This is a genomic window from Anaerotruncus sp. AF02-27, assembly GCF_003465835.1.
In the GTDB taxonomy this organism is placed as follows: domain Bacteria; phylum Bacillota; class Clostridia; order Oscillospirales; family Ruminococcaceae; genus Anaerotruncus; species Anaerotruncus rubiinfantis.
Genome location: NZ_QSBX01000012.1, coordinates 46241 through 72887 on the forward strand (window position 1 = coordinate 46241; position 26647 = coordinate 72887).

Annotated in this window: 33 protein-coding genes and 1 pseudogene; 31 read left to right on the top strand and 3 right to left on the bottom strand. The window is 54.8% G+C overall.

The genetic code is table 11. The annotated features are described in order from the left end of the window. The first annotated feature begins 15 nt into the window (after positions 1-15). From DWV16_RS10775 to DWV16_RS10825, 11 genes are all read left to right on the top strand, one after another. A complete protein-coding gene (locus DWV16_RS10775) occupies positions 16-558 on the top strand; it encodes an RNA polymerase sigma factor (RefSeq protein ID WP_118479167.1) in 543 nt (180 codons plus the stop codon). Positions 559-580: 22 nt separating this feature from the next. Beyond that, entirely contained in the window at positions 581-994 is a 414-nt protein-coding gene (locus DWV16_RS10780) for a hypothetical protein (protein WP_118479169.1), read from the top strand. Continuing rightward, a complete protein-coding gene (locus DWV16_RS10785; RefSeq protein WP_118479171.1) occupies positions 984-1370 on the top strand; it encodes a zinc-finger-containing protein in 387 nt (128 codons plus the stop codon). Before DWV16_RS10780 ends, DWV16_RS10785 begins: the two co-directional genes overlap by 11 nt. Beyond that, positions 1371-1661, top strand: a complete 291-nt coding sequence (locus DWV16_RS10790; protein WP_118479173.1) for a hypothetical protein — start codon at positions 1371-1373, stop codon at positions 1659-1661. A 2-nt stretch (positions 1662-1663) separates the two neighbouring features. Continuing rightward, positions 1664-2191, top strand: a complete 528-nt coding sequence (locus tag DWV16_RS10795) for a hypothetical protein (protein ID WP_118479175.1) — start codon at positions 1664-1666, stop codon at positions 2189-2191. Next, positions 2185-3540 (top strand): AAA family ATPase, encoded by a 1356-nt coding sequence (locus DWV16_RS10800; RefSeq protein ID WP_118479177.1) that lies wholly within the window; start codon positions 2185-2187, stop codon positions 3538-3540. The genes DWV16_RS10795 and DWV16_RS10800 overlap by 7 nt, the downstream gene beginning before the upstream one ends. Positions 3541-3550: 10 nt before the next feature. Then, a complete protein-coding gene (locus tag DWV16_RS10805; protein ID WP_118479179.1) occupies positions 3551-4228 on the top strand; it encodes a YkgJ family cysteine cluster protein in 678 nt (225 codons plus the stop codon). Then, positions 4225-4413 carry a hypothetical protein gene (locus DWV16_RS10810; RefSeq protein WP_118479181.1) on the top strand — a complete coding sequence of 63 codons (189 nt, stop codon included), beginning with the start codon at positions 4225-4227 and terminating at the stop codon, positions 4411-4413. Before DWV16_RS10805 ends, DWV16_RS10810 begins: the two co-directional genes overlap by 4 nt. Before the next feature lie 2 nt (positions 4414-4415). Then, a complete protein-coding gene (locus DWV16_RS10815; protein WP_118479183.1) occupies positions 4416-5006 on the top strand; it encodes a hypothetical protein in 591 nt (196 codons plus the stop codon). A 15-nt stretch (positions 5007-5021) separates the two neighbouring features. Beyond that, the gene (locus DWV16_RS10820) at positions 5022-5441 is read left to right on the top strand and encodes a single-stranded DNA-binding protein (protein ID WP_118479185.1); all 420 of its coding nucleotides are present in this window, start codon (positions 5022-5024) and stop codon (positions 5439-5441) included. Between the two features lie 65 nt (positions 5442-5506). After that, the gene (locus DWV16_RS10825; protein ID WP_118479187.1) at positions 5507-7084 is read left to right on the top strand and encodes a VWA domain-containing protein; all 1578 of its coding nucleotides are present in this window, start codon (positions 5507-5509) and stop codon (positions 7082-7084) included. Between the two features lie 205 nt (positions 7085-7289). Here the strand turns inward: DWV16_RS10825 and DWV16_RS19615 are convergent, their stop codons facing one another. Further along, on the bottom strand, positions 7290-7619 hold the full coding sequence (locus DWV16_RS19615; protein WP_368233245.1) for a zinc ribbon domain-containing protein: 330 nt from the start codon (positions 7617-7619) through the stop codon (positions 7290-7292). A gap of 499 nt (positions 7620-8118) precedes the next feature. Further along, complete coding sequence (locus tag DWV16_RS10835) at positions 8119-8388, bottom strand: hypothetical protein (protein ID WP_199719783.1); 270 nt, start codon at positions 8386-8388, stop codon at positions 8119-8121. Here DWV16_RS10835 and DWV16_RS10840 point away from each other — a divergent pair. From DWV16_RS10840 to DWV16_RS10865, 6 genes and pseudogenes are all read left to right on the top strand, one after another. Further along, a pseudogene (locus DWV16_RS10840) lies at positions 8389-8832 on the top strand (TetR/AcrR family transcriptional regulator); the annotation flags it as partial. A gap of 109 nt (positions 8833-8941) precedes the next feature. Then, a complete protein-coding gene (locus DWV16_RS10845; RefSeq protein ID WP_118479189.1) occupies positions 8942-10732 on the top strand; it encodes an ABC transporter ATP-binding protein in 1791 nt (596 codons plus the stop codon). Continuing rightward, the gene (locus tag DWV16_RS10850) at positions 10729-12459 is read left to right on the top strand and encodes an ABC transporter ATP-binding protein (RefSeq protein WP_118479191.1); all 1731 of its coding nucleotides are present in this window, start codon (positions 10729-10731) and stop codon (positions 12457-12459) included. The genes DWV16_RS10845 and DWV16_RS10850 overlap by 4 nt, the downstream gene beginning before the upstream one ends. Positions 12460-12775: 316 nt before the next feature. Then, a complete protein-coding gene (locus DWV16_RS10855) occupies positions 12776-13075 on the top strand; it encodes a DUF2325 domain-containing protein (protein ID WP_118479193.1) in 300 nt (99 codons plus the stop codon). Further along, on the top strand, positions 13072-13641 hold the full coding sequence (locus tag DWV16_RS10860) for a DUF3793 family protein (protein ID WP_118479195.1): 570 nt from the start codon (positions 13072-13074) through the stop codon (positions 13639-13641). The genes DWV16_RS10855 and DWV16_RS10860 overlap by 4 nt, the downstream gene beginning before the upstream one ends. A 35-nt stretch (positions 13642-13676) precedes the next feature. Beyond that, positions 13677-14105: a flavodoxin gene (locus tag DWV16_RS10865; protein WP_118479197.1), complete on the top strand. Its 429-nt coding sequence runs from the start codon at positions 13677-13679 to the stop codon at positions 14103-14105. An 85-nt stretch (positions 14106-14190) separates the two neighbouring features. Here DWV16_RS10865 and DWV16_RS10870 read toward each other — a convergent pair whose 3' ends face one another. Continuing rightward, positions 14191-14586, bottom strand: a complete 396-nt coding sequence (locus DWV16_RS10870; RefSeq protein ID WP_118479199.1) for a metal-dependent transcriptional regulator — start codon at positions 14584-14586, stop codon at positions 14191-14193. Between the two features lie 192 nt (positions 14587-14778). Between DWV16_RS10870 and DWV16_RS10875 the strand changes: the two genes are divergently transcribed. The 14 genes from DWV16_RS10875 (at position 14779) to DWV16_RS10935 (ending at position 26646) form a co-directional block, all read left to right on the top strand. Then, positions 14779-14991: a FeoA family protein gene (locus tag DWV16_RS10875; RefSeq protein ID WP_118479201.1), complete on the top strand. Its 213-nt coding sequence runs from the start codon at positions 14779-14781 to the stop codon at positions 14989-14991. 11 nt (positions 14992-15002) lie between these two features. Beyond that, positions 15003-15224, top strand: coding sequence for a ferrous iron transport protein A (locus DWV16_RS10880; protein ID WP_118479203.1), 222 nt, complete (start codon positions 15003-15005; stop codon positions 15222-15224). Between the two features lie 78 nt (positions 15225-15302). After that, a complete protein-coding gene (gene feoB / locus DWV16_RS10885; RefSeq protein WP_118479205.1) occupies positions 15303-17471 on the top strand; it encodes a ferrous iron transport protein B in 2169 nt (722 codons plus the stop codon). A 10-nt stretch (positions 17472-17481) separates the two neighbouring features. Continuing rightward, positions 17482-17655, top strand: coding sequence for a FeoB-associated Cys-rich membrane protein (locus tag DWV16_RS10890; protein WP_118479207.1), 174 nt, complete (start codon positions 17482-17484; stop codon positions 17653-17655). A 54-nt stretch (positions 17656-17709) separates the two neighbouring features. Continuing rightward, positions 17710-18150: a metal-dependent transcriptional regulator gene (locus DWV16_RS10895; protein WP_118479209.1), complete on the top strand. Its 441-nt coding sequence runs from the start codon at positions 17710-17712 to the stop codon at positions 18148-18150. Between the two features lie 33 nt (positions 18151-18183). Beyond that, entirely contained in the window at positions 18184-19194 is a 1011-nt protein-coding gene (locus DWV16_RS19855; protein ID WP_158572848.1) for an HD domain-containing phosphohydrolase, read from the top strand. Positions 19195-19299: 105 nt separating this feature from the next. Further along, on the top strand, positions 19300-19380 hold the full coding sequence (locus DWV16_RS19860) for a DUF6219 family protein (RefSeq protein WP_368233348.1): 81 nt from the start codon (positions 19300-19302) through the stop codon (positions 19378-19380). 16 nt (positions 19381-19396) lie between these two features. After that, positions 19397-19687 carry a DUF6110 family protein gene (locus DWV16_RS10905; protein ID WP_243007312.1) on the top strand — a complete coding sequence of 97 codons (291 nt, stop codon included), beginning with the start codon at positions 19397-19399 and terminating at the stop codon, positions 19685-19687. Between the two features lie 70 nt (positions 19688-19757). Next, positions 19758-21833, top strand: a complete 2076-nt coding sequence (locus DWV16_RS10910) for a heavy metal translocating P-type ATPase (protein ID WP_199719780.1) — start codon at positions 19758-19760, stop codon at positions 21831-21833. An 18-nt stretch (positions 21834-21851) separates the two neighbouring features. Next, a complete protein-coding gene (locus DWV16_RS10915) occupies positions 21852-22139 on the top strand; it encodes a DUF4491 family protein (RefSeq protein WP_118479211.1) in 288 nt (95 codons plus the stop codon). A gap of 167 nt (positions 22140-22306) precedes the next feature. Then, a complete protein-coding gene (locus DWV16_RS10920) occupies positions 22307-23062 on the top strand; it encodes an AAA family ATPase (RefSeq protein WP_118479213.1) in 756 nt (251 codons plus the stop codon). Further along, a complete protein-coding gene (locus DWV16_RS10925; protein ID WP_118479215.1) occupies positions 23059-24309 on the top strand; it encodes a nitrogenase component 1 in 1251 nt (416 codons plus the stop codon). The genes DWV16_RS10920 and DWV16_RS10925 overlap by 4 nt, the downstream gene beginning before the upstream one ends. A gap of 61 nt (positions 24310-24370) precedes the next feature. Then, positions 24371-25465: a nitrogenase component 1 gene (locus DWV16_RS10930; RefSeq protein ID WP_243007313.1), complete on the top strand. Its 1095-nt coding sequence runs from the start codon at positions 24371-24373 to the stop codon at positions 25463-25465. A 5-nt stretch (positions 25466-25470) separates the two neighbouring features. Beyond that, on the top strand, positions 25471-26646 hold the full coding sequence (locus DWV16_RS10935) for an ABC transporter substrate-binding protein (protein WP_118479219.1): 1176 nt from the start codon (positions 25471-25473) through the stop codon (positions 26644-26646). Position 26647 lies beyond the last annotated feature (1 nt).

Below are 26647 nucleotides of genomic sequence, written 5' to 3' on the forward strand. Positions count from 1 at the left end.
GAAAGGATTTTAAAGATGAATGGACAGGAAATGCACCCGCTGACCAAGGAGCAGAGCGATTTTGCCGCCGAGCAGTACGGTATGGTATTTCGATACCTTGCACACAAGAGACTGGACGCCGACGAATTCCATGACGTGGTGATCCTCCCCTTCCTGCGGGCGGTGCAGCAGTACATGGAGCGCCCTGAACTGCAAAAGTATGCGTTTTCCACCATTGCGTGGCGGCAGATGGACTCCGCCCTTTCCAATTATTTTGCCAGACAGAAGCGACGCGGCGCCCTTGCGGCCCCACGCGGGCTGAATGTCCCCCTCCCGGGCGGTTTCACATTGGAGGAGACGATACCTGCCTCCTGTGATGTTTGCGCCCCGGCCGAGGCCCGTGACCATTGGAACCGCGCGAAAGCGTTCGTCAGCCGCAGGCAGGGCAACGTACTCTATTTGCGCTCCCGGGGACTGAGCTACCGGGAAATCGCGGAGCAGGCGGGCATGAAAATCAAAGGTGTGGACAACTGCCTCTATCGCGCCCGGCGCAGGGTGAGGGAGAACTGTGCGGCCTAATAAAACAATAGAGGTGTATCAATTGAAAATAGAACTGCTGCCTTTCTGCCAATGCCCTTATCCGGAATTGCTCAACGATAAGGAACGGCAAATCGGATATATCCGCGGAGACCATGACGGCTACCGCTGGTGGACGACCTGGTGGCCATCCCACCTCGAATTCCTCACCGATGGCTGCAAAACGGAATTTAATGGCGTCCTGAACCACCTCATAGCCCATGATTTTCCAAACGGCGTTCCGGATATCGTTGCATTTACCAACCACTATCCGCAGGCGGCCATTGGCGACCCCGGTTGGGGGGAATACAGCTTCTTTGTGGATGGCAGGGAATGCGGCTACTGGGTGAGGCTCATTACCCGGTACCGTGACTACAATCTTTACCTGTACGGGTTTACGAAAACAATTGAAAACGGAGGGAAAAGTTGTGAGCGTTAAAATCCCAACCATCTGCCCCTATTGCGGCGGCAAGGTGATCTTCACCGATTCCGCCGTCCTCTATGGCGGTAAAAGTTATGGAGACATTTATCTCTGCACCAACTGCAACGCCAGCGTCGGCGTCCATAACGGTACGCGAAGGCCTCTGGGCACGCTCGCCAATTCGGTGCTCAAGCTGAAAAGGCAGGAGGTCCATCGCGTTTTTGACGGCTGGTGGAAAGCTCAAAAGCTTGGACACGGCGAGGCCTACCGTTGGCTGGCCGGGCAGATGAAGCTTCCCGTCCACCGGACTCATATCGGCCAGTTCGATATGGTGCAGTGCGAGCAGACAATCCAGGCGGTTTATGCCGCACAAACGGAAAAGGAGGCAGCGTAAATGATCAGCAGAATTCAAAAACCCGGCGTGATCCCCCTCGGCAATCTGGCGCAGGAAATGGTGAACTTTGGCGAGCAGCAGTATGGGCAGGGCAACGCCCGCCTGGAGCGGTTTGCCGCCTGTATCATCGGCTGCGGCAACGCCCCGGCCAACGAAGGAATTTACCGGCTTTTCGTTGAGTTCGTCCGTGCCCTCGCCGCTAAGAGCAGCGTGGAGGACAAAGACGGCGAGGCGGTGGAAGCCTGCCGGAAGATCTGCGATCTGATGGGCTGGCCGCCCCGGGAGGTGTGAGTATGCACAGCAACATCACCAGTTGCTGCCTTTGCGACTGCTACTATACCCATTGGGGTGTGGAACAGCTTGATGGCGGTGTACGGATGAAAAGCGGCGTCAGCTATTGTCGATTCAATCCCAAATACCGCAAGCTGTCCCAAACCGAATGTTTTAAGGCCATTGGCGCAAAGTGTCCCCGGCGGCTCAAGGAAGCTGTTTTGGGCGTCTATCGTAAGGATGACAATCCCTATGACGGTATCATCGGGCGCCCAGCAGCTTTTGTGAAATATGAGTTTCTGCGGGAGTATAAGGTGCCCTGTCACTCAGCGGATAGCTTGATGGGATCCCTGGTCGGGAACGGCGTAAGAGCTGATATTGCCCTGGAATTTGGGGATGTGTTCACCCTGTATGACGGCCTTTGCCGGCAGGCGTACTTGTATTTTGGAGACAGCGAATACCGACTCCTAAAAACTGCTTTTTTGTCCAACAAAACTATCTCTGTAAAAAAGAGAAGAAATCGAAATTTGAAAGGAGCGCCTTTATGCTGAGAGATAAAATGCAGGCGGTCATGGCCGAAGTCAACGGCGAGGTGGCAGAACGGGAAAAGCTGGTGGAATACATCGCCATCGCGCTGCTCACCCGCAGCAACCTGTTCATTCTGGGCGACACCGGGCAGGCCAAATCCTACGCCATCAACCGCTTCCGCAGTCGGATCACCGGCGCACGGCAGTTTGAACGGCTGCTTTCCAAACAGTGTGATGAGGAGCAGCTGTTCGGCCGGCTGGATCTGGGAAGCCTGATCCCCGGCGGCCTGCCAGAAGCGGTGCGGATGGGCAGCAATACCTACCAAACAATTTATAACGACTTAACCGAAGCCCTGCGGGAATATGAAGACGCCCCCACCGACGACGCGCTCTGCGAATTGACCGACATGGCAAGCCGGATGCAAGACTTCTGCAAGGTGCTGTCGGCGGCCAGCCAAAATCAGCCGAGCATCATCACCGCCGGGAAGATTCCCGATTGTGACATATGCTTCCTTGACGAGATTTTCAAGGCGAACGACGGTATCCTCAACGCCCTGCTGACCGCGCTCAACGAGCGGCGGTACACCAATGAGGGGCGCACTGTGGATATCCCCGTCATCTCATTCTTCGCGGCGTCCAACGAGATTCCCAACTTCTCCGACCCCGCCGAAAGCATCCTGCGACCTCTTTACGACCGTTTCAATCTCAAGGTGGTCACCGAGTATGTGCAGGATCGGGACAAGCGGCTGGAAACACTCCGCAAAAAGCAGGCCACCGGCGACGCCGCGCCCACCGCATATATTTCTCTGGACGAGCTGCGGCGGATGCAGGGGGAGGTGCGGCAGGTGGAGATATCTCCCGCCATCAACGAACTGATGGACGATGTGATGTGCGAGCTTCGGCGCAAAAACATCCATGTGTCCGACCGGAAATATTTCAACTTTTCCCCTATTGTACAGGCAAAGGCGTGGCTGGACGGCAGAAGCGAAGTACAGCCGCCCGACCTGCTCTGTCTGGAGGCCTACCTGTGGACGGCTCCCGAGGAAATCCCGGAGATCCGGCAGGTGCTGGGCAAAAAGTGCATCAATCCGCTTAAGGATAAAACGGACGCCATCCGCACCTGCGGGCTTGAGGTTCTGGACGCCTTCAAACAGGATGTGCAGACCTCCGGCAGCAAGGCAATCGTCAAATTCCGCACCGAAATCGTCGCCGTCTACCGGCAGGCCAAGGAACTGGAATCGGAATTGGAGAACGGCGGCGACCAGGCGCTCTATAACGCGCTGCTTTACGATCTGAACGAGTACAGCCGGCAGGCGCATTCGGCGGTCAACTTCACCGTTGTGCCGTTGGACGAGCTGGCCGCGCTCAACTGAGGGCGCCGCTATGACAATGTTGTTGAACGGCTTGCCCATTCGTGAGGTGGGCATGGACGAGCAGGTGACCTACCGCTGCGATTGCTGCGGCGATTGCTGCCGCCATGTCAAGGACGCCATCATGCTGGATTCCATCGACCTCTGCCATCTGGCGAGGCATTTTAACATACCGGCCTCCGAGGTGATCGATCGCTATGCCAGTGCTGTGCCGCTGGATGAATCTGGTTATCCGATCTTCTTGCTGAATACCGCAGGGCCAGATGACGCCTGCGTCTTTCTCAGAAACAACCGCTGCACCGTGCAGGCGGCCAAGCCTCGCGCCTGCCGGCTCTATCCGTTTACGGCGGGCCCCGGGAAAAAGGGACGGGAACTTCGGTACTACCTTTGTCTCGAAAAGCCGCGTCACTTTACCGCCGGGCAAATTCGGGTGGGAAGCTGGCTGCGGGAGCATTTCAGCGACGAAGACCGCCTGTTTATGACGGGCGAGTATGACGTTATCCCCGAACTGTCGAAGCTGCTGCGCTCCCTGCCTCAAACGAAACAGAAACGGGCGATGACGTCGCTGCTGTTCTTTCGCTATCTGAGCTTCGACCCCATGCGACCGTTTCTGCCGCAGTACGCCCAAAACAACCGTGAACTGATGCAGGCGCTCCAATACCTGGCATCGGAAAAGGAGGAAATCACTTGAAAAGTATGATCAACCGCAGAGGCTCCAAAGCGGCCACCCGCGCGCTCAAACGTTTGGGAACGCCGCGCCGCACAGTACCGGCAAAAAATGTGAAGAAGGCCGCCGCGGGGCGTTGCTGCCGCGAGGATTTTGAGTCCTGCAAACCGGAAAAGGGCCATGAAATGACCGCTGAACAGGAGGCGTGACGATGGCGAAGATCCCTGTTTCGTTCTTTCAAAAAATAGAAGCGGATTATGCGGTGTACATAGACCGGTGGAGCGGAAAGCCGTTTTCGGAGGTTTTGGCCTGTGCGACCGAAATCTGCAATATGAAAAATTTGCACCGCAGCCTGCACACCCACAGTCATCTGCTCGAACCGGAACAGGTCCGCTATCTCAGCCGCTTTGCACATCCGTTGGAGATTCTGCTGGCGTACCGAAACGAGTATTACTACGACGATACCCCTGTGGAACTTTGCCATCTGATGCGCGTCGTCTATGAGGAAAAATACGCGGATGTGCGGGGCTTTGCGCTGGGCGTCGAAGCGGCGGAGCGGCGCTGGTATCCGGTCCTGTGTGGGGCGCTCTCCACGATGGAGCGCTACGCGGAGCATGACGTTCCGGGACTGAATCCCAAGAAAATGCGGTGGGAAATCATCGACCGCGAGGCGATCTATTTTGTCCGCAGCGGCAAAGAAATCGAAGATTCATATGCGCCGGAGGGGAAAAGCATTTGCGCCACTCTCCTGTGCGACCGGAATCTCACAGCCATTGCCCAACAAAAAGGGCTGATATTTTAGAAGGAGGAAACCAGCATGGCAAACAGAATCGTTATCACCGGCAGACTGGTGGCCGACCCGGAGCTGCGGCAGACGCAGAGCGGTGTTTCGGTTACAAAATTCCGCATCGCCGTTCCCCGCAGGTTTTCCAAGGAGGAGAAGACAGACTTCTTCGACGTGGAGGCATGGCGCGCAGCGGCCGAGTTTGTCTGCAAATATTTTGCGAAAGGCAAACTGATCGAGGTGGACGGGAACCTGCAGACCAGCCCGTGGGAGGACAAGAACGGAAGTAAGCATCAGGGCGTAAAAATTGTCGCCGAACAGGTGAACTTTGTCGGCGATAAGCCCAAGGAGCAGACGCCCGCCGCACCGGCGGCAAACGCATCCCCGGCGGCCGCGCCGGAAGGCTTTGATCCCTTCGCGGCGGTGTCCGACAGCGATGATCTCCCGTTCTGAAATAAGATTGCGCGGGAGAGGGCTTCGGCTCTCTCCCGCGCCAGTTATAACCAAGGAGGATATTGATGCGTGATTTGTATTTGAACTTTGGTGCGCTCATGGCTGCTGCATGGTATGCAAAAAAGCGAAGACAACAGCCGCCGCCGGGCAAAAATCAAGTGCTGCAATCCCGCCGGATGGAGGATGAGGTATACCGGCAGAACCGGCCGCGGAGCGAGGCGCTGGAGGAGGTGCGGCGAACCTGTGAGGCAAAATTCCCGCTGATCGAAAACCTGTCCCGCGATATCTTTCAAAGCTTGTACTCGCTGAACATCCGGCACAATGAGCAAAGCGAGCTGTCCCCGCTGGCGCGCCGTTTCAACCGGCATATCCTGGGAGAAATCATGAAGTCGCCGGATTACCCAGCCATGAAATCCATTTGTGAGGGGCGCGGGTATCAGTCGATGGAGAGCACCGCTGAATTTATGGAACAGGTAGCTGAAAATCTGGACGAGCTGCTTGCCGCCGCCAATGGCGGCAACAAGGCGTTGGACGCCCTTGAAGCGCAGGAACGGCGGGCGGCGCAGCTTTTGCGGGACCTGAAGGAGCAGGCACGGGAGCATGAGAGCAATCCAAGCCCCGCACTGGAGAAGAAGCTGCTGAAAACAGCCAACCGGCTCGACAGCAAAGAGCGGCAGGTGGAACGCCTTAACCAGATGGTACGGGACAACCTTGCTAAGTCCAAGCCGGCGCGGGAAATCCTCGCGCGGGCCATGGAGGATGCCAAAGAAAAAGCGCGGGAGGTTCAAAGCATCCTGCGCTCCTGGGGTGATGAAGCCGGCGGGGGCGAGCCGTCCGAGCTCGACCGCGCGCTGGTGGAGAAGGTCCGTCAAAACCAACAGCTTTTGGAGATTTCCGAGTATTTGGGGCGGCTCAAAGAATTGATCCGGCAAAAGCGCAAAAATGCCTACGCCTATGGCCGCGGCGAAAAATACGCGCTGGAGCTGGGGAACAACCTGAGCAGGACGCTTTCGTCCGAAATGGCTCTGCTGGCGGCCCCCGAAACGGTTCCCCTGTTTCTGCGGAAATTGCAGCGCAAGGGCCTCAAGCAGTACGCGCGGCGGGAGCATATCTCCAAGGGGCAGGGGGACATCATCGTGTGTTTGGATGAATCCTCCTCGACAATCGGCCCCAACGCCGCGTGGGGCAAAGCCATCGCGTTTGCCCTGCTGGAAATTGCGGAAATCAACCGGCGCGACTTCGCCCTCATCCATTTTTCCAGCGGTAGGCAGGTCAAAATAGATCTGTTTGAGCATGGAAGGTATCCGAAAGAGCGGGTCTTTGAGGCCGCGCAGCATTTCTTTGGCGGCGGCACGGATTTTGAAACGCCGCTGGATCAGGCGGTTGACCTGATGAAAGAGCGGGGCTGGAGCAAAGCCGACCTGGTGTTCATCACCGACGGCGAATGCAGGGTTTCCGAAAAGTTTGCAGAGAGGTTTGCCCAATCAAAAACGGCGATGGGTTTCACCGTCACCGGTGTGCTGATGGATCAGGACGAGCCGGGCATGGCGTTCAGCTTAAAGCCCTTCTGCGATGAGATCATCCGGATCAGCGAGGTGGGCGGCGAACGCGCGGCCGACCTGTTGATTGGGGACAGGGCATAGCATATGGAAAAATCAAGTACAGCTGACTGATTGATGGCCAAACTGCTGGCACTGGGGCAGCAATACCGCAGCTTTCTCCAAATGGTTTGTAAAAAGGATGACCGTGTGGAAGTACGGTCATCCTCAGCCTGTCGAAAAAGACCAGCCGAAGGGGCGGCTCAATAAAACAGCATGGGAATGTTTTCGAGAAACGGCATGGATTCGGCTATGCCGTTTCTCTGTTTGATAGCTTGTTGAGCAAGAAAGTGGGAAGGATCCCCACAAGATCGTATGTAGACACGCAGGCAATGATCAGCCGCATATGAGCCAATACACCCCGTTCCAAAACAACGGCGCGGATAAAATGCGTGGGGCAAGCATCTTTCCCTTTGCGCCTTGAAGTGGAGCAAACAAAGTGGTCTTGCCGCGCTTCAAAGTTCTTGCTTATGCAATAGTACAGTTTTTCCCCACAGTCGGCATAGCGCACGATACCTGAAAACAGGTCCGTCTTTCCTGTCCTTGCCGGGCGGCGTTTGTTCTTCCATAATTCCTGCACCCGTTCCCATGTATCAGCGTCAATAATCGCTTCATGGGTATTTTCAAATACAAGCTGTTTTTCTTCCGGATTACAACACTTTTTTTGATTTGTAGGATTGCATGTAGGTCTTGAAGTTTACCGTATGCCCCAAGTAATCTTTCTTTTCCAAAATCGTCGCTACCGTATCGACTGTCCAACGATAGGGATTATCCGGCACAGGTTGGTGATTTCCCTTTGCGGTCGCTAATGGGCAGCGGGCGTCAATACCTTATCTGCTTGCAGCATACGGGCGGTTTGCGACGGCCCGTATGCGTTCAATCACAGGGCAAATATCCTCTTGACGGTCTCGGCGGCGTCTACAATCCATTGTTTCGGATTGTCCGGGTTCTTCATATACTTATAGTAAAGCATCGGCCAATCACCCGCTCCGAAGCAGGCGCAGCCAAGCATCCCGCAAAGCAGCGCAATGATTAGGTCTTTTTCGTTCTGTGTACTTCATGCTTCAAATCTCCTTGATCTAACGTGCATCTCTTTTCCGCAGCGTTTCCAGCCAGTCGATTACCGTGTCCAACACCAGCTTTGGATTGCCCACGTTACAGTGGCCGCCGGCATCCTCCTTCGCGGTCATCAGCCGGAAGGTCAGGCTTTTTACATTGGACAGGGCACTGATTTCCTGAGCGTACAGTTCCCGCGGGATAAAATGATCCTGCGCCACGCCCAGGATCAGCATATCCTGGGTGAGCATCGGCCCGATGTCGGTCATTTTGTAGTTGTTCAGTTTTTTCACATAGGCGAACAGTATGACTTTCTTTTGAACTGCTTTTGCGAGGCACAGAAGGAATTTGCCGCCATCCCACCGGAAGAACAGCCAAATAATCTTGCCAACACTTCCGGCGAGTGTATGTATGAAATGCTTTTGTATGCCTATGAACATTTGAATGAATTTAAGCTCATTCTTTGCCGTTCAGAGGGAACACGTTTTTCCAAACTGATTGATGAAATGGCAGAGATAGAAACAAAAGGAACACATGATTATTTGACTGTGCTTGAAAAGTTAGGCAGACCGTCGCCGCCTATTGATGAACGGTTGGAGCATATCTTGATTACAGGAATGTTTAATACATTTTTTGAGTTGATTATACATGAAATGCCCATTGAAGAAGCAAAGCATTATCTAAAAGAGATGAGAGCTTTTTACACCGCTGGGTGGATGAAAATTATGGGGCAATAAGCCCTATAATTTTTACACGCAAGTTAGCAATAGCTAACTTGCTGCAATGGATATTCGGGAACGTATATTGCGTTTTCATATCATAAATCATTTTAAGGAGGTTTTTTCAATGAAAAAGCAATCTAATCTATCAAGATTGATGGAGTATGCCGGGAAACATAAAATATTGACTTATCTTTCTTGGGTACTGTCCGTAACGAGTGCGCTGTTGGCTCTTGTGCCTTTTGGGTATATATGGCGCATCATTCACGACATACTGGAGGTTTCCCCGGACTTCTCACAGGCGGGGAATATTGCAAGCTACGGCTGGTCTGCCGTATTATTTGCGGTTATATCTATTGTTGTCTATATAGCCGCCTTGATGTGTTCACACATGAGCGCGTTCCGGGTTGCCGCTAATATCAGAAAAGAGCTTATGCGGCACATTACAGCGTTGCCACTTGGTGTGACTGAAAAATATGGAAGTGGGAAACTGCGGAGAATAGTAAATACTTCCAGTAACGCAACAGAAACATATCTTGCACACAGGCTGCCCGACAAAGCGGGGGCAATCGCTACGCCCATAGGTTTACTTTTTCTACTTCTTGCGTTCGACTGGCGGTTAGGGCTTTTGAGCCTTGTTCCCGTTGTGCTTGGCTTTCTCATTATGATGAAAATGACCGGAAAAGATATGGCGCAGAGAATGGAGCAATACCAAAATTCACTTTCCGATATGTCAAATGAAGCTGTTGAATATGTAAGGGGCATACCCGTTGTAAAGACTTTTGGGCAGACAATTTTCTCTTTCAAACGCTTCAAAGACTCAATTGACAATTATGAAAAATGGGTAATCGCCTACACAAAGGGACTGCGTCTGCCTATGATGTTCTATACAACGGCAATCAACGGCGTATTTGCCTTTTTAATTGCCGGAGGGATTCTCTTTACAAGGGGCGGCGCAACAAAGGAGTTGCTGCTGAATCTTATTTTCTACATTGTAATTACGCCTGTTATCGGTACGACATTGACGAAAATCATGTTTATGAGCGAGGACGCGATGATTGTAAGCGATGCGATAAACAGGATTGATGAAGTACTGAACGAAAAGCCGCTGTCTGAAAGCCCGGTGAACAATATACCGTCTGATAATTCGATTGCATTGGAACACGTTACTTACAGCTATGACGGGGAGAAAAACGCACTTAATGATGTATCTATGCGGATCAAGCCGGGACAGACAATCGCGTTGGTCGGCGCGTCCGGCGGCGGCAAGACGACCCTTGCAAATATCGTGACAAGATTTTTTGACCCGGTGGAGGGGCGCGTACTGATAGGAAATATCGACATACGTGATATTCCGAAAGAAACGCTGATGGATAAAGTGTCTTTTGTATTTCAAAACAGTCGCCTGATTAAAGCGTCTATATTGGAAAATGTGCGTATGGCAAAGCCGGGAGCAGCCCGCGAAGAAATCGCTCATGCGTTGAAAGCTGCACAGTGCATGGATATTATTGAAAAGTTACCGAATGGCATAGATACCGTTGTCGGAACAAATGGCGTATACCTGTCCGGCGGCGAACAGCAGCGAATAGCGATTGCCCGCGCCATCTTGAAAAATGCACCTATCCTCATTCTTGATGAGGCGACGGCATTTGCCGACCCCGACAATGAGGTGCTGATCCAACAGGCATTATCTGCTCTTTCAAAGGGGAAAACCGTGATTATGATTGCACACAGGCTGTCATCAATCACAGACGCGGACTGCATTTATGTACTGCAAGACGGCAAAATTGCCGAAAGTGGCACGCATAACAAGCTGATAGAGAGAAAAGGCATATTCACGCGTATGTGGAAGAATTATTCCGAAGCGGCGGAATGGAGAATCTCGAATGAAAAAATAGGATTGGAGGCAAAGGCATGATTAAGACACTGCAAAGACGTTTTGCGTTATCAAAAGAAGGGGCCGTCGATTTAGTAAAAGGGTGTATTGCCTGCGTTGTACAGGATATATCGTTTATGCTTCCTGTCGGGCTTCTGTACTACTTTGTCATTGATACTATGAATGGCGGTGTGAGTGGAAACCGCATAGCTTTTTATGTGATTGGCGCTTTGGTTTGCTTATGCCTTATATTTATCGCGACTTGGTTTCAATATAATACCACTTATTTAGCAACCTATGTGGAAAGTGGTGTAAGGCGTATTTCCTTAGCCGAGCAGCTCCGTAAAATACCATTATCCTTTTTTGGCAAAAAAGACCTTGCCGATTTGACAAATTCGATTATGGGGGACTGTGCAACACTGGAAAGAGCATTTTCTCATTATGTCCCCGCCTTAGCAGGCTCCATTATTTCAACAACGCTAATCGCAGTCAGCCTTTTTGTTTACGATTGGCGTATGGCTCTTGCGGCGGTTTGGGTTTTGCCGATTGCATTTGCAATCACATCCTTTTCAGCCCGTATACAGGAGTATTTTAACCGTAAATCCGTAGTTGCAAATGTCGCTCTTGAAAGCGGTGTACAGGAGTGCATTGAGAGTTTGCAGGACTTAAAAGCCAATAACGCAGAGGAAAGTTATCTGAAAGGGCTTGACCAAAAAATTGATCATGTGGAAAAGCGGCACATTATTTCGGAGCTGGGAACGGCCCTTTTTGTTGTTTCGTCCACGCTGATATTAAAGTTTGGGATTGCCACGGTTGCGCTTGTAGGTTCGGCTCTGCTCATTCGCGGGGAGATTGATATTCCACTGTTCTTTATGTTTTTACTTGTCGCTTCAAGGCTGTACGCCCCGCTCGAAGGCGCACTGCAAAATCTCGCGGCGGTGATTTCCACCAAAACAAACATAGACCGCATGAACGAAATCCTTGATCACCCAATTCAGACAGGCAGCAGCCGGGTAACTAATAAAGGCTATGATATTGTTTTCGACCATGTGGGCTTCGCTTACAATACCGGGGAAACCGTATTGAAGGATGTATCTTTTATTGCAAAACAAGGGGAAGTTACCGCATTGGTCGGTCCGTCCGGCGGCGGCAAAACGACGGTGTCGCGCCTTGCGGCAAGATTTTGGGATATAACCAAAGGCAAAATCACTGTCGGCGGTATGGATATATCGAAGATAGAACCGGAAACATTATTGTCGCTGTACTCCATTGTTTTTCAAGATGTGACGCTGTTTAACAATACAATCATGGAGAATATCAGAATAGGCAGAAAAGACGCGACAGATGAAGAAGTGATCGCGGCGGCAAAGCTGGCAAATTGTGAAGAATTTGCCGAGAAACTTCCGAACGGATATGACAGTATGATTGGTGAAAATGGCTGTGAATTGTCCGGCGGCGAAAGACAGCGCATTTCAATCGCCCGCGCTTTCCTCAAAAATTCTCCTGTCATCTTACTGGATGAAGCAACGGCAAGCCTTGATGTAGAGAATGAAACATTGATACAGGCGGCATTATCAAGGCTGATAAAGGATAAGACCGTACTTGTTATCGCTCACCGTATGCGTACCGTAAGCGGCGCGGATAAAGTAGTTCTGCTTTCAGACGGCCGCGTTGCGGAGCAAGGTGCGCCGGGAGAGCTGATGGATACCGGCAAGATTTACCCACATATGGTAAAGTTGCAAATGATCAGCAGGGACTGGGGGATTTAGTACCGTGCCTGCCCAATGGACAAACCGCCCTGTACCTTACGGAGGCATATAGATAACCGCCTGTACAGTCCTGCACTGTACAGGCGGTTTTTGTTATAGCCCTCATTCTAAACGGAAAGGGGGTGAACATGATGTTATCCAAAGAATACAGAGTGCGAGTTTCAGAAAATTCTGATAAAGTTCTTGACAGGATTTTGAGGGTGTGATATATTGTCATTATTGTTCGGTTAGTATAAACTAACCTAATGATGCAAACGGTCAAGTTTTGCGCCACGGTTAGCTATAACTAACTAAATATAATGGAGGAGCTGAGGCCTTGAGCATCGTAATTATCGGCGGAAATAATCGGATGGAGCGAATTTATCTTGATGTGTGCAGTCGGCATGGATGTAAAGCAAAGGTTTTTACGCAGATGAAAGGCGAATTGAGGCGAAAAATCGGCTCACCCGACCTGATGATTCTGTTTACCAATACAGTATCACATAAGATGGTGGACTCTGCTTTATGCGAAGCGCGCCGATGCAATGCGAGGATCGAGCGCTGCCACAGCAGCAGTTTAAGCGCTCTGCAAACGATTTTGCAAACGCAATGCACCCCTTCGGAGGACCTTTCATGAATCAAGATTTCGACCGGATTCTGATCAAACAATGCTCTCCAACGCTTGCCCGACTGAAACCGGCAAGCCTGTTCTGCATTTTTACCGACCGACCCGATCAGCTCTACCGTCGTGTTTTCGAGTGGAACCGATTGCTTGGCGCTTCTGGAATTACTGTGAGAATTCTGAAGTTCTGTAAACGGAACTCTTCTTTTTTGATTTATGTTTATCGCCCAAAACTGCTGTGGGATGTTTTAAGCCGGACAGAAATTCTTGATTTTCTGTTCGGTATGGGTTATGAGACCGTGTCAAATCCCGATCGGTTACTGAAACAGCTCTCCTGCCGGTTATGTTTGAATCAGGAATTTCCACATGAGATTGGAGCTTTTCTTGGTTATCCACTGACAGATGTAATTGGGTTTATCGAGCACAAAGGACGCGATTTCACGTTTAGCGGATACTGGAAGTCCTATGGGGATCCTGTAGAGGCCCAAAAACGCTTTTCTCTTTATCGCAAGTGTACCTCTGTCTACCAAAAAATGTTTGAAAATGGGACGCCAATTGAGAGGCTTGCCGTAGCCGCTTAATCATAGATGGATTTATTGAGAAAGGGAGTATTGTTATGTCCAAAATTGCAGTAGTTTATTGGAGCGGAACCGGAAATACCGAAGCGATGGCCCACCTCGTGGCGGAAGGAATTTCTTCGGCGGGAAGCGAGGCGGAGCTCATTCAAGCCGCGAATTTTTCCGCCGCGCTCGCGCAGAAGTATCCCTCCATCGCGTTCGGCTGCCCGTCGATGGGCTCGGAACAACTGGAAGAAATGGATTTTGCGCCAATGTTTGAAGCGGTAAAGGCGGGGCTCAGCGGCAAAAACGTCGTACTCTTTGGCTCCTACGGCTGGGGCGATGGCGAATGGATGCGCAATTGGGCGGCAGACTGCGATTCATCCGGCTGTCGGATGGCCGCCGATCCGCTGACTGTCAATGGAGCGCCCGAGGGTGCGGATGCCGAGGCCTGCAAAGCCCTTGGCGTCGCCCTCGCGAAAGCGTAAGAAACCCCCAGCATTATAAAGGCGCCGCGGAAAACAAAATTTTTCCGCGGCGCTTGCGTGATTGAGATGCCGCCGCCGTAAGAATTTATTCTTTATTTTGCTGTTGCAGCGCCTCGTAGCGCTCAAGTGTAAGCTCTTTGATTTTCTCAAAGCTTTGCTCGCTCAGGGCGTGCTCGATTTTGCAGGCGTCCGCGGCGGCGGTCTGTTCGTCCACGCCTAGATCCAGCAAAAGACAGCGCAAAACGCGGTGCCGTTCATAGATGCGCTGTGCAATCTCAAGTCCGGACGGTTTGAGGGTAATATAGCCCTCCTTATCCATCTCAAGATAGCCGTTCTCCCGCAGCCGCTTCATTGCGACGCTGACGCTTGGTTTGGAATATCCCAGTTCATTGGCAATATCAATGGAGCGGACAATTCCCAACTGCTCTTTCAACTTCAGGATTGTCTCCAGATAATCCTCGGCGGACTGATGAATTTTCATAAAAATTCTCCTCTATCAGGACTTCATACAATCAAGATTATCATATTTCTAATTTTGTTGCAAGAAAATGAACAATTTGTATTGACAAGAATCGGTTAGCGGTGGTAAACTGTGAATGTTAAAAGTTAGGAACTGCTAACCACAATTCCTTTCATCAGAACGGCGAGAGCGCTGAGATAAGGGGGAGTAGGATTGATGCCTCTGACAATGGCAAAGGCCGGCGAAACGGTGACGATCCGCAAAATAACCGGCAAGGACGAGGTGCGCCAGCATCTGGCCGAATTGGGCTTCGTGGTGGAAAGCGATGTGACGGTGGTCAGTGAGATCGCCGGGAACCTGATTCTGCAGGTCAAGGACAGCCGCATCGCACTGGACAAGACGATGGCAAACCGTATTATGATTTAGGAGGAGTCGCTATGAAAACACTCAAGGACGCCAAGGTTGGAGACACTGTTACAGTGGTCAAGCTGCACGGGGAGGGCCCGGTTAAGCGCCGCATCATGGATATGGGGATCACCAAGGGCGTGGAGCTTCACATCCGCAAGGTCGCCCCGCTGGGGGATCCGATGGAACTAAACGTCCGGGGATACGAGCTCTCGGTTCGTAAGGCGGATGCCCAGATGATCGAGATCGCCTGATTTTGCATGGAAAGCGGAAATCCGCTTTTTTATTTGACGTATAGTTAGCTGAGGCTAACATTCGAGAGGAGCAAAAGCATGAACATCAAAATTGCGCTGGCAGGCAATCCCAACTGCGGCAAGACGACCCTGTTCAACGACCTGACCGGTTCCAACCAGTATGTGGGCAACTGGCCGGGCGTCACGGTGGAGAAGAAGGAGGGCCGCCTCAAGGGCCATAAGGATGTGGTCATTCAGGATCTGCCCGGCATCTACTCCCTTTCCCCCTACACGTTGGAGGAGGTGGTCGCCAGAAGCTATCTGGTCACCGAAAAGCCCGACGCCATCATCAACATCGTGGACGGCACCAACATCGAGCGGAACCTCTATCTCACCACTCAGCTGGTGGAGCTGGGAATCCCGGTGGTGATCGCGGTCAACATGATCGACCTGGTGCGCAAAAACGGCGACAAAATCAACCTCGCGGCGCTGGGTGAGGAACTGGGCTGCGAGGTGCTGGAGATGAGCGCGCTCAAGGGCGAGGGCAGCATGAAGGTCGCTGAAAAGGCGATTGCGCTGGCCAAGGCCGGACAGAACGCGGAACTGCCCCATGTGTTTACCGGCAGCGTCGAGCACGCCGTCGCGCACATCGAGGAGTCGATTGAGGGCAAGGTGGACGCGCGCAACCTGCGCTGGTTCGCCATCAAGCTGTTTGAGCGGGACGACAAGGTGCTGGAGGATCTCAGGCTGGACGCGGAGCTTCGGTCCCACCTGGAGGAACATATCGCGGACTGCGAAAAGGAGCTGGATGACGACGCCGAGAGCATCATCACCAACCAGCGCTACGCGTATATCAACACCGTCGTCTCCAAGGCGGTGCGGAAAAAGGCCGCCAAGCACAGCCTGTCCGTTTCCGACAAAATCGACCAAGTTGTCACCAACCGCATTCTGGCGCTGCCCATCTTTGCCGGCGTCATGTTCCTGGTCTACTGGATCGCCATGGGACCCTTCGGCAGCTTTCTCACCGACTGGACCAACGACGTTTTGGGCGCGGAGTGGCTCCAAGCCGGGTCGCGGGCCCTGCTGGAGGGCTGGGGCGTGGCCGAGTGGCTCACGGGCCTTGTTTCCGACGGTATCGTCGCCGGCGTGGGTGCGGTCCTCGGCTTCGTGCCGCAGATGCTGGTACTGTTTTTGATGCTGGCCATCCTGGAGGATGTGGGCTACATGGCCCGCGTCGCTTTCATCATGGACCGGATCTTCCGGAAGTTCGGCCTTTCGGGCAAGAGCTTCATCCCGATGCTGATCGGCTCGGGCTGCGGCGTCCCCGGCGTCATGGCCTCCCGTACCATTGAAAATGAGCGCGACCGCCGCATGACCATCATGACCACCTGCTTTGTCCCCTGCGGCGCGAAGATGCCCATTATCGCCCTCTTCGCCGGAGCGCTCTTCGACGGCAGCGGCCTGGTGGCCGTGTCCGCCTACTTTATCGGCGTGGCCGCCATCATTGTTTCGGGTATCATCCTGAAAAAGACCAAAATGTTTGCCGGCGATCCCGCCCCCTTCGTGATGGAGCTGCCCCAGTACCACACCCCCAGCGCGAAAAACGTGTTCCACGCCACCTGGGAGCGGGGCTGGAGTTTTATCAAGCGCGCCGGCACCGTCATCGTGGCCTCCTCCATCATCCTCTGGTTCCTCCAGGGCTTCGGCTTCGTGGACGGCGTCTTCGGTATGGTGGAAGACAATAACTCCTCCCTGCTGGCGGCCATCGGCGGCGCCATCTGCGTGATCTTCGCGCCGTTGGGCTTCGGCGACTGGCAGTCCACCGTGGCCACCGTCACTGGGCTCATCGCCAAGGAGAACGTGGTCTCCACCTTCGGCGTCCTGTTCCACATCGGCGAGGAGGTCGCCGAGGACGACGCGGGCCTGCTCTCGGCCGTGGCCATGCACTACACCGCCCTCTCGGCCTACAGCTTCATGGTCTTCAACCTGCTCTGCGCCCCCTGCTTCGCGGCGATGGGCGCCATCAAGCGCGAGATGAACAACGCCAAATGGACCCTGTTTGCGATCGGCTACATGTGCGGCTTCGCCTATGTGATCTCGCTGATCATCTATCAGCTCGGTCTGCTGTTCACGGGCGCGGGCTTCGGCCTTGGCACAGTGGTCGCGCTGGTCCTGCTGGCCGCGCTGCTCTATCTGATGTTCCGCGGCAACAGGTATGAAAACGATAAGCTGAGCATTAAGGTCACCAGTGTGGCGGCAGCCAAATAAAGGAGCGGCTATGTTTGAATTTCTTTTCGCGAACCTCCCGACGATCCTCGTCGCGGCGGTCGTCTTCGGAATTTTCTTCCTGATCCTGCTGGGAAAATACAGGGATCACAAAAACGGCAAGGGCGGCTGCGGGTGCGGATGCGAGCACTGCGCCAATGCCGGCGCCTGCCATCCGAAAGAATAATGGGAAGGGGCGCGGGCCTTGGAGTCCGCGCCCCGCCCTTTGGAGGGGGTCCTTATGCAACTGTCCGATTCGGTCGCCCGTTATCTTGTTGCAATCCACAAGCTTTCCCAGGAGGAGGCGGATGTCTGTTCCAGCCATGTCGCGAAACGCCTTGGAGTGACAAAGCCCTCGGTTGTCAAAACGCTTGGCATCCTGATGAAAAAGAACCTGTTGGTCAAGGAACACTACGGGAAAATCTACCTGACGGCACGGGGAGTGCTTCTGGCGCGCCGGATGGAGCAGCGGATTCAGATTCTTCAGGCGCGCATCCCCAAAATGGGGTTTGACCTGGAACAGAACGAATTTTATGAAATCGCTTTTACCTTGATGGGCCTTCTGCCGGAACGGGTATGGGCGGAAATCGCGCCGATGCCGGAAGGGGTCTTTGCGGATGATGGCGAGGCCGGACAGGAGACTCAGTCGGCGGACGCGGATCAAAGCCTCACGGCACTATGACGCCAAGGGTTTGCAGACGAAGGGGGCCTCAAAGTGGGCGACAGAAAAGAACTGCTGCTCTGCCACGACCTGATCGTCGGAGTCGTCGCCGCATTGGAAGCGCGGGACATCTACACGGCCTGCCACTCGATGCGCGTGGCGCGGATGGCCGAGCTGCTCTGTCACCGCCTGAATCTTTTGGACGAGGACGCCGCCCTCATCCACATAGCGGCGCATCTGCACGATATCGGGAAAATCGGGGTCGACGACGCGGTGCTGCGCAAGCAGGGCGCGCTCAGCGAGCCGGAATGGGAACAGATCAGGCGCCACCCCTTGACCGGCTATGAAATCCTCTGCCGGATCCAAAGCTTTGCCGAAATTGCAGTCATTGTGCTGCATCACCATGAGCGTTGGGATGGGGGCGGCTGTCCGGACGGCCTTTGCGGCGAAGCCATTCCCCTTGGCTCCAGGATCATCGCGGTCGCCGATTCGATCGACGCGATGATGAGCGACCGCAGCTACCGACGGGGCATGTCCCCCGCGCGGTGCCGGGAGCAGATTCAGCGCAACAGCGGCGTGATGTACGACCCGGATGTCGCGGCGGCGGCATTGGAGAACTGGCCCGAACTGATCAAAAGCCGCGCCGAGCCGTCAAGCGCGGACCGCCCATTTGAATCCGGAGAGGCTTCGTTTCCAGCTGAGGAGGTATCCGTGCCGTCCGGCTTTCCGTCCGGCGCGCATTTGGAGAAAATGCGGGAGATCCGCGCCTACCTGCTGGAGCATCTCGATCAGAAAATTTGCCTGAATCAGCTGTGCGGGCAGTTCTACCTGTCGCCGAGCACCCTCAAGCGCCGCTTCAAGGACGCCTTTGGGATTCCCCCCGACGCCTATCTGCGCCAGCAGCGTCTGTCGACGGCGCGGCGGCTGCTCTGCACCACCAGTTTGAGCATTGCGGAAATCGCGGTGCGGGTCGGCTATGAAAGCCCCAGCCGTTTTACCGCCGTGTTTAAGCGTTGTTATCATCAAACGCCGCTGCAATTTCGCAAATCCGGCTTTTTGGCCTGATTCGGACATTTTTCGACCGTTTCAAGATACCCTGCCCCCTTCGGCTCGTGCTATAATAATGAGCAAATATTCAGGCGGTTGGCCGGCTGGCGAGGTGAATGACACATGAAGCAGCACAAATTCTGGGCATGGGCGGCTATTCTTTGTATGGCTATGGCAATGCTGACCGGACACCGGCACAAATAGAAAGGTTGGATTTATCATGTATGGATTCCCTATGAAAAAGCTGGCGCTTTTCGCGGGCGGCGTGCTGTTTGGTTCCGCTGGGATTCGCCTGCTGACCAGCAAGGACGCGAAGAAGGCTTATGCCCACAGCACCGCGGCGGTGCTGCGGATGAAGGACTGTGTCATGGAGACCGTGACCAAAGCGCAGGAAAACGCGGGGGATATTCTGGCGGAGGCCAAGGACATCAACGAGGCACGCGCGGCCGCGCAGGAGGTCGTGGACGACCTTCCCGCTGAAGATGATTCCGCGGATGCCGCCGTTCAATAAACCCGAAGGAAGACATTTGGGGAGCCGCCTTAATTAGGGGGCTCCTTTTCATGGAAAGAGGTCTTTTCACATGAACTGTTCCATATTGCATGAAAGCAAGGGCCGGATGCGGATCCACGTCAAACAGGCGCGGATGACCATCCGGCAGGCGGACGTTCTCGCCTATTATCTCAATGGGATCGACGGCGTCCGGCAGGCCCAGGTTTATGAGCGCACCGGGGACGCGGTGATCTGCTATCGCTGCGCGCGCGAAACCGTTTTGCGGGCGCTGGGCGCCTACCGCTTCGAGCGGCAAGAGACGCTTGCCAAGCTTCCGGAAACCAGCGGGCGGATACTGGCGCGCGCCTATCAGGAAAAGCTGGTGAATCTGGTGCTGTGCAAGGCCGCGCGCACGCTGTTCCTCCCGGCTCCCCTGCGCTGTGCCTACACCGCCGCGCTGGCCCTGCGCTATCTTTGGAAAGGGCTGCGTGTTCTGCTGCGCCGGCACTTGGAGGTGGAGGTGCTCGACGCCCTCTCGATCGGGATTTCGATCCTGCGCGGCGATTACGCCACTGCGGCGTCGGTGATGTTCCTGCTTCGCCTCGGCAGCCTTCTTGAGGAATGGACGCGCAAAAAGTCGCTGGACGACCTCGCGCGCTGCATGTCCCTGAATATCGACCGGGTCTGGCTCAGGCAGGGGGACACGGAGCTTCTGGTTCCCATTTCACAGGTGAGGGAAAACGACCTGGTCTGTGTGCGCACCGGCAATATGATCCCGCTCGACGGCAAGGTGGTCGGCGGGGAGGCCCTCGTCAACCAGGCCTTGCTGACCGGGGAATCCCTGCACGTGCTGAAACGGGAGGGGGCCTACGCCTATGCCGGGACCGTCCTTGAGGAGGGGGAATGCGTGATTCAAGTGGACGCGCAATCCGGGTCGAGCCGGTACGACAAAATTGTGTCGATGATCGAAGCGTCCGAAAAACTCAAATCCGCCACCGAAAGCAACGCGCTGCGGCTGGCCGACCGGCTGGTTCCCTACAGCCTCGCGGGCACGGCCCTGACATGGCTGCTGACCGGCAATCCCACCCGCGCGCTTTCGATTCTGATGGTGGACTTCTCCTGCGCGCTCAAGCTCTCGATGCCGCTGGCGGTGCTCTCAGCCATGCGGGAATGCGGCGGCTATCATATCACCGTCAAGGGCGGAAAATACCTGGAGACCATCGCCCGGGCGGATACGATCGTGTTTGACAAGACCGGCACCCTGACCTACGCGCAGCCGACGGTCGCCCGGATCGTACCGTTTCACGGCGTGGAGGAGCGGGAGATCCTATGCATCGCGGCCTGCCTGGAGGAACACTATCCCCATTCCATCGCCAACGCCGTGGTGAAGGAGGCAAAAGTGAGGGGGATTTCCCACGAGGAGATGCACAGCCATGTGGAATATGTCGTCGCGCATGGCATTTCCAGCGTAATTGACGGACAGAAAGCGGTCATCGGCAGCCGCCACTTTGTATTTGAGGATGAAGGCTGTACGCTGGAGCCGCAGGAACAAAGCCGCTTCGACGCGCTGCCCGCCGAGCATTCCCACCTCTATCTCGCCATCGGCGGGGAGCTGGCCGGCGTCATCTGCATTGCCGACCCGCTGCGCGCCGAGGCGCAGGCGGTGCTCAACAGCCTGAAAAAACTGGGCGTCAAAAAGACGGTCATGATGACAGGCGACAACGAACGGACGGCCGCCTCCATTGCCGCGCAGGTTGGCGTGGACCGCTATTACTCCGAGGTGCTCCCGCAGGACAAGGCCCGTTTCGTCGAGAGGGAGAAGGCCGCCGGGCATACCGTCGTGATGATCGGGGACGGCATCAACGACGCCCCTGCCCTCTCCGCTGCCGACGTCGGCATCGCCATCAGCGACGGGGCGGCCATCGCGCGGGAGATCGCGGACGTCACCATCGCCGCGGACGACCTGTTCCAGCTGGTGCTGCTGAAAATGATTGCAAACGGCCTTTCCCGTAGGATCAGCGGCAATTACCGCTTTGTCATCGGCTTTAACGCGATGCTGATCGCACTGGGCGTCGCGGGGGTGCTGCCGCCCGCGACATCCGCGCTGCTGCACAACCTTTCCACGCTCGGCATCAGCCTTCGCAGCATGACCAATCTGCTGGAGTAAAAATACGGGGGTGCTTTTATCAATTACCAGGGGATCCTGCTTGGAGCTTTCTCTTTTTTCGTCATCGGCGCATTCCACCCAATCGTGATCAAGAGCGAATATTACTTTGGCAAGAAGATCTGGCCCGTTTTTGGGGTTTTGGGCTTTATTTGTGCCGGCGCCTCCCTGTTTCCCCAAAATACAATGGCAGGCGCTGCTCTTGGACTGATTGGGTTCTGCTGCTTCTGGAGTATCAAGGAGTTGTTTGAACAGGAAAAACGCGTACAGAAGGGTTGGCATCCCCGCAATCCGAATCGGAAAGATTAATTGGAAGGACAGAGCCTCTCGTCTGGATGAGGCTCTGTTTTCTTTTGTAATCATCTTGACAAGTGAAGGGACGAATGGTAAAATAATCAACAGTTAGCAAAAACTAACCAAAATTTATTCCAAATAGTTAGTCATAACTAACTATACAAAATCGAAAGGACAACACCGTGAAAAAGATAGCGATTTACGGAAAAGGAGGAATCGGCAAATCGACAACGACCTCCAATTTATCGGCGGCGCTTGCCGTGCGTGGACTTCGGATCATGCAGATCGGCTGCGACCCCAAAGCTGATTCCACCAAAAATTTGATGATGGGCCGGCGAATTCCAACGGTACTCGACCAAATTCGGGAGCGGGGCAGCGGGGTGGCGCTCGACGATATCGCATTCACCGGCTTTGGCGGGGTAGTATGCGTCGAAGCGGGCGGCCCTACGCCGGGAATCGGGTGTGCCGGACGCGGCATCATCACCGCCTTTCAAAAGCTTGAAGAGCTGCACGCCTATGAGCGATACCGGCCCGATCTCATCTTTTACGATGTTCTTGGCGACGTAGTCTGCGGCGGCTTTGCAATGCCGATCCGAGGCGGCTATGCCGATCACGTCTTTATTGTCACCTCGGGTGAGATGATGTCGCTCTATGCCGCGAGCAACATCGCACATGCCATCGAAAACTTTGGCAAGCGCGGCTATGCCAAATATGCCGGATTGATACAGAACTCCCGAAATGTGGAAAACGAAAATAAATTGGTCGAGCAGGCCGCCCGGGAAAGCGGCGCCCAGGTTGTCAAAATCATCCCCCGCGACAAACTGGTGCAGCAGGCGGAAAACCAGGGTATGACGGTGATTGAGGCATTTCCCCAGAGCGCGATGGCGCGGGAGTATCACCTGCTGGCCGATAAGGTACTGGAGGTGACCGAGTCGTGAGCTGCTGCTTTGAAAACACCCTGCACTACTCCTCTCCCGCGAACGGCGGCCGCGGGGTCGTCCGAATCGGCATGATGATGCCGGAAAGCGTCGAACTTTTTGTCTGCCCCTTTGCCTGCGGCCGACATGGTGCAATCAGTGCGATGAAGCAAGAGCTCAAGGGCAGGCTCTCTTATCTTTACATCAATCAAAGCGATGTCATCAACGGCTACGATGATCTGATACCGCCCGCTGTCGGGGAGTTGCTTGACGCGCTCCCTGTCCGTCCAAAGGTCGTCTTTGTCTTTGTGAGCTGTCTCGACGACCTGATTGGCACCGATCATGATGCGCTGCTCGAAACGCTTGGCGCACAGTACCCGGACGTCCGCTTTCGTATCGGCCATATGAACCCGATCTCGCAGGGCTCCGCCACCCCGCCGCCCGTTTCGATTCAAAACAATCTTTACAGCCTGCTCGAACCGTCCGACGGGGCCGACGACGGCGTCAATTGCATCGGAAATCTGGTGGAGGTCTCCCCACAAAGCGAACTGCATAAATTTTTGCACAGCCTCGGATATGGAAAGTTGCGTCATATTTCCCAGTACCAGACCTTCGATGGCTATCAGGAGATGGCGTCCAGCCGTCTAAATCTTGTTATCGCGCCGCCCGGAAGGCAGGCGGCCGGGCAGATGCGGGAAAAGCTGGGGATTCCCTTCCTTTTCCTTCCGGTCAGTTATCGCTTGACGGAAATTGAAGCGGGCTATCGCGACTTGGCCGCTTTCGCCGGGCAGTCTCCGGATTTTGACTTCGTCCCGCACCGGGACGCCGCGCTTCGAGCGATCGAGCGGGCCAAAGGCCGCGTGGGGGAAACACCGCTCATTGTGGATGCCTCCGCGTTTATCCGCCCCTTTGAAGCGGCCCGCGCGCTTCTGGAGTATGGCTTTCCTGTTATGCGGGTACAGGCGCAAGAGTGTATCCCCATCGACCAGGAGCATTGCGACTGGCTGCGCGAAACGCATCCGGAGGTGGAAATCATGCAGTCCCAGCATCACCGGGCAGTGCTGTTTGACAGGCGGATGCCCGGGAGCATCTCGGTGGGGGCGGACGGCGCATACCTGGCGGGTTCGCGGTATGCCGTCAACCTGTTCAGCGATGAGGGCCTGTTTGGCTATCACGGCGTGCAAACGCTGATGGAACTGCTTGAACACGCCCTCGATGCCCCCGTGGACCTCGAACAGATGATTCATGAATACGGATTGGTGGTGTAGCATGGCGGCCTTATCCATTTTTTTGCCCCCGTTTTCCCCCGACTATTCCGGAGTTTCGTCTGTGCTCTTCGACCTTAAAACGGTTACGGCCATGCACGACGCCTCGGGCTGTACCGGAAACTACACCGGCTACGACGAGCCGCGTTGGTACGGCTCCCACTCTCCGATCTTTTGCTCCGGCCTGCGTGAGATCGATGCGATCCTTGGAGACGATGAGAAGCTGATTCAAAAGATGATTGCCGCGGCCAACGATCTCCATCCTGATCTGATGGCGCTGGTTGGAAGCCCTGTGCCGATGGTCATTGGCAGCGACCTCGTCGGCATCGCCGCCGAACTCGAAGCGCGCACCGGAATCCCGAGCTTCGGTTTTGATACGACCGGCACCGAATATTACGACAAGGGCGCGGCGGCCGCGGCCATCGCACTGCTTCATCGCTTTACCGATCCCGCCGAGCCGATTCCCGGCGCCGTCAATATCGTCGGCGCGACCCCGCTGGATTTCGGAACGGGAGAGTCCCTCGACGATCTCAGGGCTTTTCTTTTTGAAAATGAGATTGCGGTGACCGCCTGCCTTTCAATGGGATACACCCTCGACGATCTCAAACGCGCGTCCTCTGCCGGGATCAACCTCGCCGTCTCGAGAACCGGCCTGCTGATTGCCGATTTTATGGAGCAGCGGTACGGCATTCCCTATCTCTGCGGCCTTCCGTTCGGCGACACGGCCAGCCGGGAATATCTTGATGCACTGCAAGCGGTTAGGCAAAGCCGCCGCTCCCGAATTCTCAAAGGGGAAGCCTGCGAAGATGCGGAAATGCTTATTTTAGGAGAACAGGTACAGGCAAACGCCATCCGGCTGGCACTTTCCCGGGAATGCGGGATACGGCGGATCGCGGTCGGCTGCCTGTTTGGCATCGAACCCCGATTGGCTCTGCCGCAGGACAGGGATCTTCCCAATGAGCGGGGGATCATGGATGAGATGCGGAAGGACCGTTACCATACGATAATCGCCGACCCTTTTTTACAGAAGCTGCTTCCCCATGACACGAAAAAACGCTTCCTGCCGAATCCCCATTATGCCGTCTCCAGCAAGCTGGGCGGCGAACCGTCCCGTATGGTTTCCCGCCGTTTCAATCAATGGATCAAAGAAAGAAGGTAATGTCAATGCACTTGAATAAGCAATTCTTCTGCGGCCTTTTGGCCGCCAGCCTCTGCCTTGGAGCGCTCGCCGGCTGCGCGGCCCCCTCGTCGGCGCCTGCCCCGGAAAGCGAGCCTTCGTCTTCGGCTATCGTCTCGGAAGTCCCCGCGGCATCCTCTGAAGCAGTGACCCGCACGGTTGTCGACTACGCCGGCCATGAGGTGACGCTTCCCACCGAGATCAACCGGATCGTTATCACCTCAATCACTCCTTTGCCTTCCGTTTACAGCCTGTTTGAGGGCTCGTCCGAGCGGCTGATCGGCATGAGCCCTTCGTCGATGGCTTCGACCAAAAACTCCCTGCTGGCGGACACCATCCCCGGCATCACCGAGGTGCGTACCGATTTTATGAATGGCAGCGAAATCAATATGGAGGAGCTGCTCGCCATGAAGCCGGACGTTGTGTTCTACCGCGCGGAACAGGAGGAGGAGTATGATAAGCTAACCGCGGCGGGCATTCCGGCAGTGGGCTTCTCCACCACAAAATGGGAGTCCGATTCGATTGAAACCTTTGAAGGATGGGTCACCCTGCTCGGCGAAGTGCTCCAGCAGCAGGATCGCGCGGACGGCATCGCCGAGTACGGCCGCGAGGTCTATAACATGATCCAGAGCCGCTTTGCCGAGGCTGGGGAGTCGCTGGAGCGTCCGCGGATATTGTTCCTGTTCCGGTACAGCAATGGGGTCATACAGACCTCCGGCAGCAAGCATTTCGGCGAATACTGGGCCAACTCCACCGGCGGCGTCAACGCTGCCCACGAAACGGAGTCCGCCAACTTCGAGATCAACATGGAGCAGGTCTATGAATATGACCCCGACATGATTTACATCACCAACTTTGTCCCCTACCTCCCCGAGGATCTCTACAACAACGCCATTGAAGGCCATGACTGGAGCGTGGTGCGCGCGGTACAGGAGAAGAAGGTTTATAAGTGCCCGCTCGGCATGTATCGCTGGTACCCGCCTTCCTCCGATACCCCTCTCATGCTTCTGTGGATGTCTAAAAATAATCACCCCGAACTGTTTGAAGATATCGACATGACAGAGGAACTCAAGAGCTACTACAAGCGCTTCTACAATGTTGAACTGACCGAGGAGAACATTGAGAAAATCTTCAACCCAAGCCGTGAAGCGGCGGGCGCATAGT

Excerpts from the sequence above, each read along its gene's own strand:
- DWV16_RS10775 (WP_118479167.1), top strand. The coding sequence starts at position 16 with ATGAATGGACAGGAAATGCACCCGCTGACCAAGGAGCAGAGCGATTTT.
- DWV16_RS10790 (WP_118479173.1), top strand. The coding sequence starts at position 1,371 with ATGATCAGCAGAATTCAAAAACCCGGCGTGATCCCCCTCGGCAATCTG.
- DWV16_RS10795 (WP_118479175.1), top strand. The coding sequence starts at position 1,664 with ATGCACAGCAACATCACCAGTTGCTGCCTTTGCGACTGCTACTATACC.
- DWV16_RS10800 (WP_118479177.1), top strand. The coding sequence starts at position 2,185 with ATGCTGAGAGATAAAATGCAGGCGGTCATGGCCGAAGTCAACGGCGAG.
- DWV16_RS10805 (WP_118479179.1), top strand. The coding sequence starts at position 3,551 with ATGACAATGTTGTTGAACGGCTTGCCCATTCGTGAGGTGGGCATGGAC.
- DWV16_RS10815 (WP_118479183.1), top strand. The coding sequence starts at position 4,416 with ATGGCGAAGATCCCTGTTTCGTTCTTTCAAAAAATAGAAGCGGATTAT.
- DWV16_RS10820 (WP_118479185.1), top strand. The coding sequence starts at position 5,022 with ATGGCAAACAGAATCGTTATCACCGGCAGACTGGTGGCCGACCCGGAG.
- DWV16_RS10825 (WP_118479187.1), top strand. The coding sequence starts at position 5,507 with ATGCGTGATTTGTATTTGAACTTTGGTGCGCTCATGGCTGCTGCATGG.
- DWV16_RS10845 (WP_118479189.1), top strand. The coding sequence starts at position 8,942 with ATGAAAAAGCAATCTAATCTATCAAGATTGATGGAGTATGCCGGGAAA.
- DWV16_RS10850 (WP_118479191.1), top strand. The coding sequence starts at position 10,729 with ATGATTAAGACACTGCAAAGACGTTTTGCGTTATCAAAAGAAGGGGCC.
- DWV16_RS10860 (WP_118479195.1), top strand. The coding sequence starts at position 13,072 with ATGAATCAAGATTTCGACCGGATTCTGATCAAACAATGCTCTCCAACG.
- DWV16_RS10865 (WP_118479197.1), top strand. The coding sequence starts at position 13,677 with ATGTCCAAAATTGCAGTAGTTTATTGGAGCGGAACCGGAAATACCGAA.
- DWV16_RS10870 (WP_118479199.1), bottom strand. The coding sequence starts at position 14,586 with ATGAAAATTCATCAGTCCGCCGAGGATTATCTGGAGACAATCCTGAAG.
- DWV16_RS10880 (WP_118479203.1), top strand. The coding sequence starts at position 15,003 with ATGAAAACACTCAAGGACGCCAAGGTTGGAGACACTGTTACAGTGGTC.
- feoB (WP_118479205.1), top strand. The coding sequence starts at position 15,303 with ATGAACATCAAAATTGCGCTGGCAGGCAATCCCAACTGCGGCAAGACG.
- DWV16_RS10890 (WP_118479207.1), top strand. The coding sequence starts at position 17,482 with ATGTTTGAATTTCTTTTCGCGAACCTCCCGACGATCCTCGTCGCGGCG.
- DWV16_RS10895 (WP_118479209.1), top strand. The coding sequence starts at position 17,710 with ATGCAACTGTCCGATTCGGTCGCCCGTTATCTTGTTGCAATCCACAAG.
- DWV16_RS19860 (WP_368233348.1), top strand. The coding sequence starts at position 19,300 with ATGAAGCAGCACAAATTCTGGGCATGGGCGGCTATTCTTTGTATGGCT.
- DWV16_RS10905 (WP_243007312.1), top strand. The coding sequence starts at position 19,397 with ATGTATGGATTCCCTATGAAAAAGCTGGCGCTTTTCGCGGGCGGCGTG.
- DWV16_RS10910 (WP_199719780.1), top strand. The coding sequence starts at position 19,758 with ATGAACTGTTCCATATTGCATGAAAGCAAGGGCCGGATGCGGATCCAC.
- DWV16_RS10935 (WP_118479219.1), top strand. The coding sequence starts at position 25,471 with ATGCACTTGAATAAGCAATTCTTCTGCGGCCTTTTGGCCGCCAGCCTC.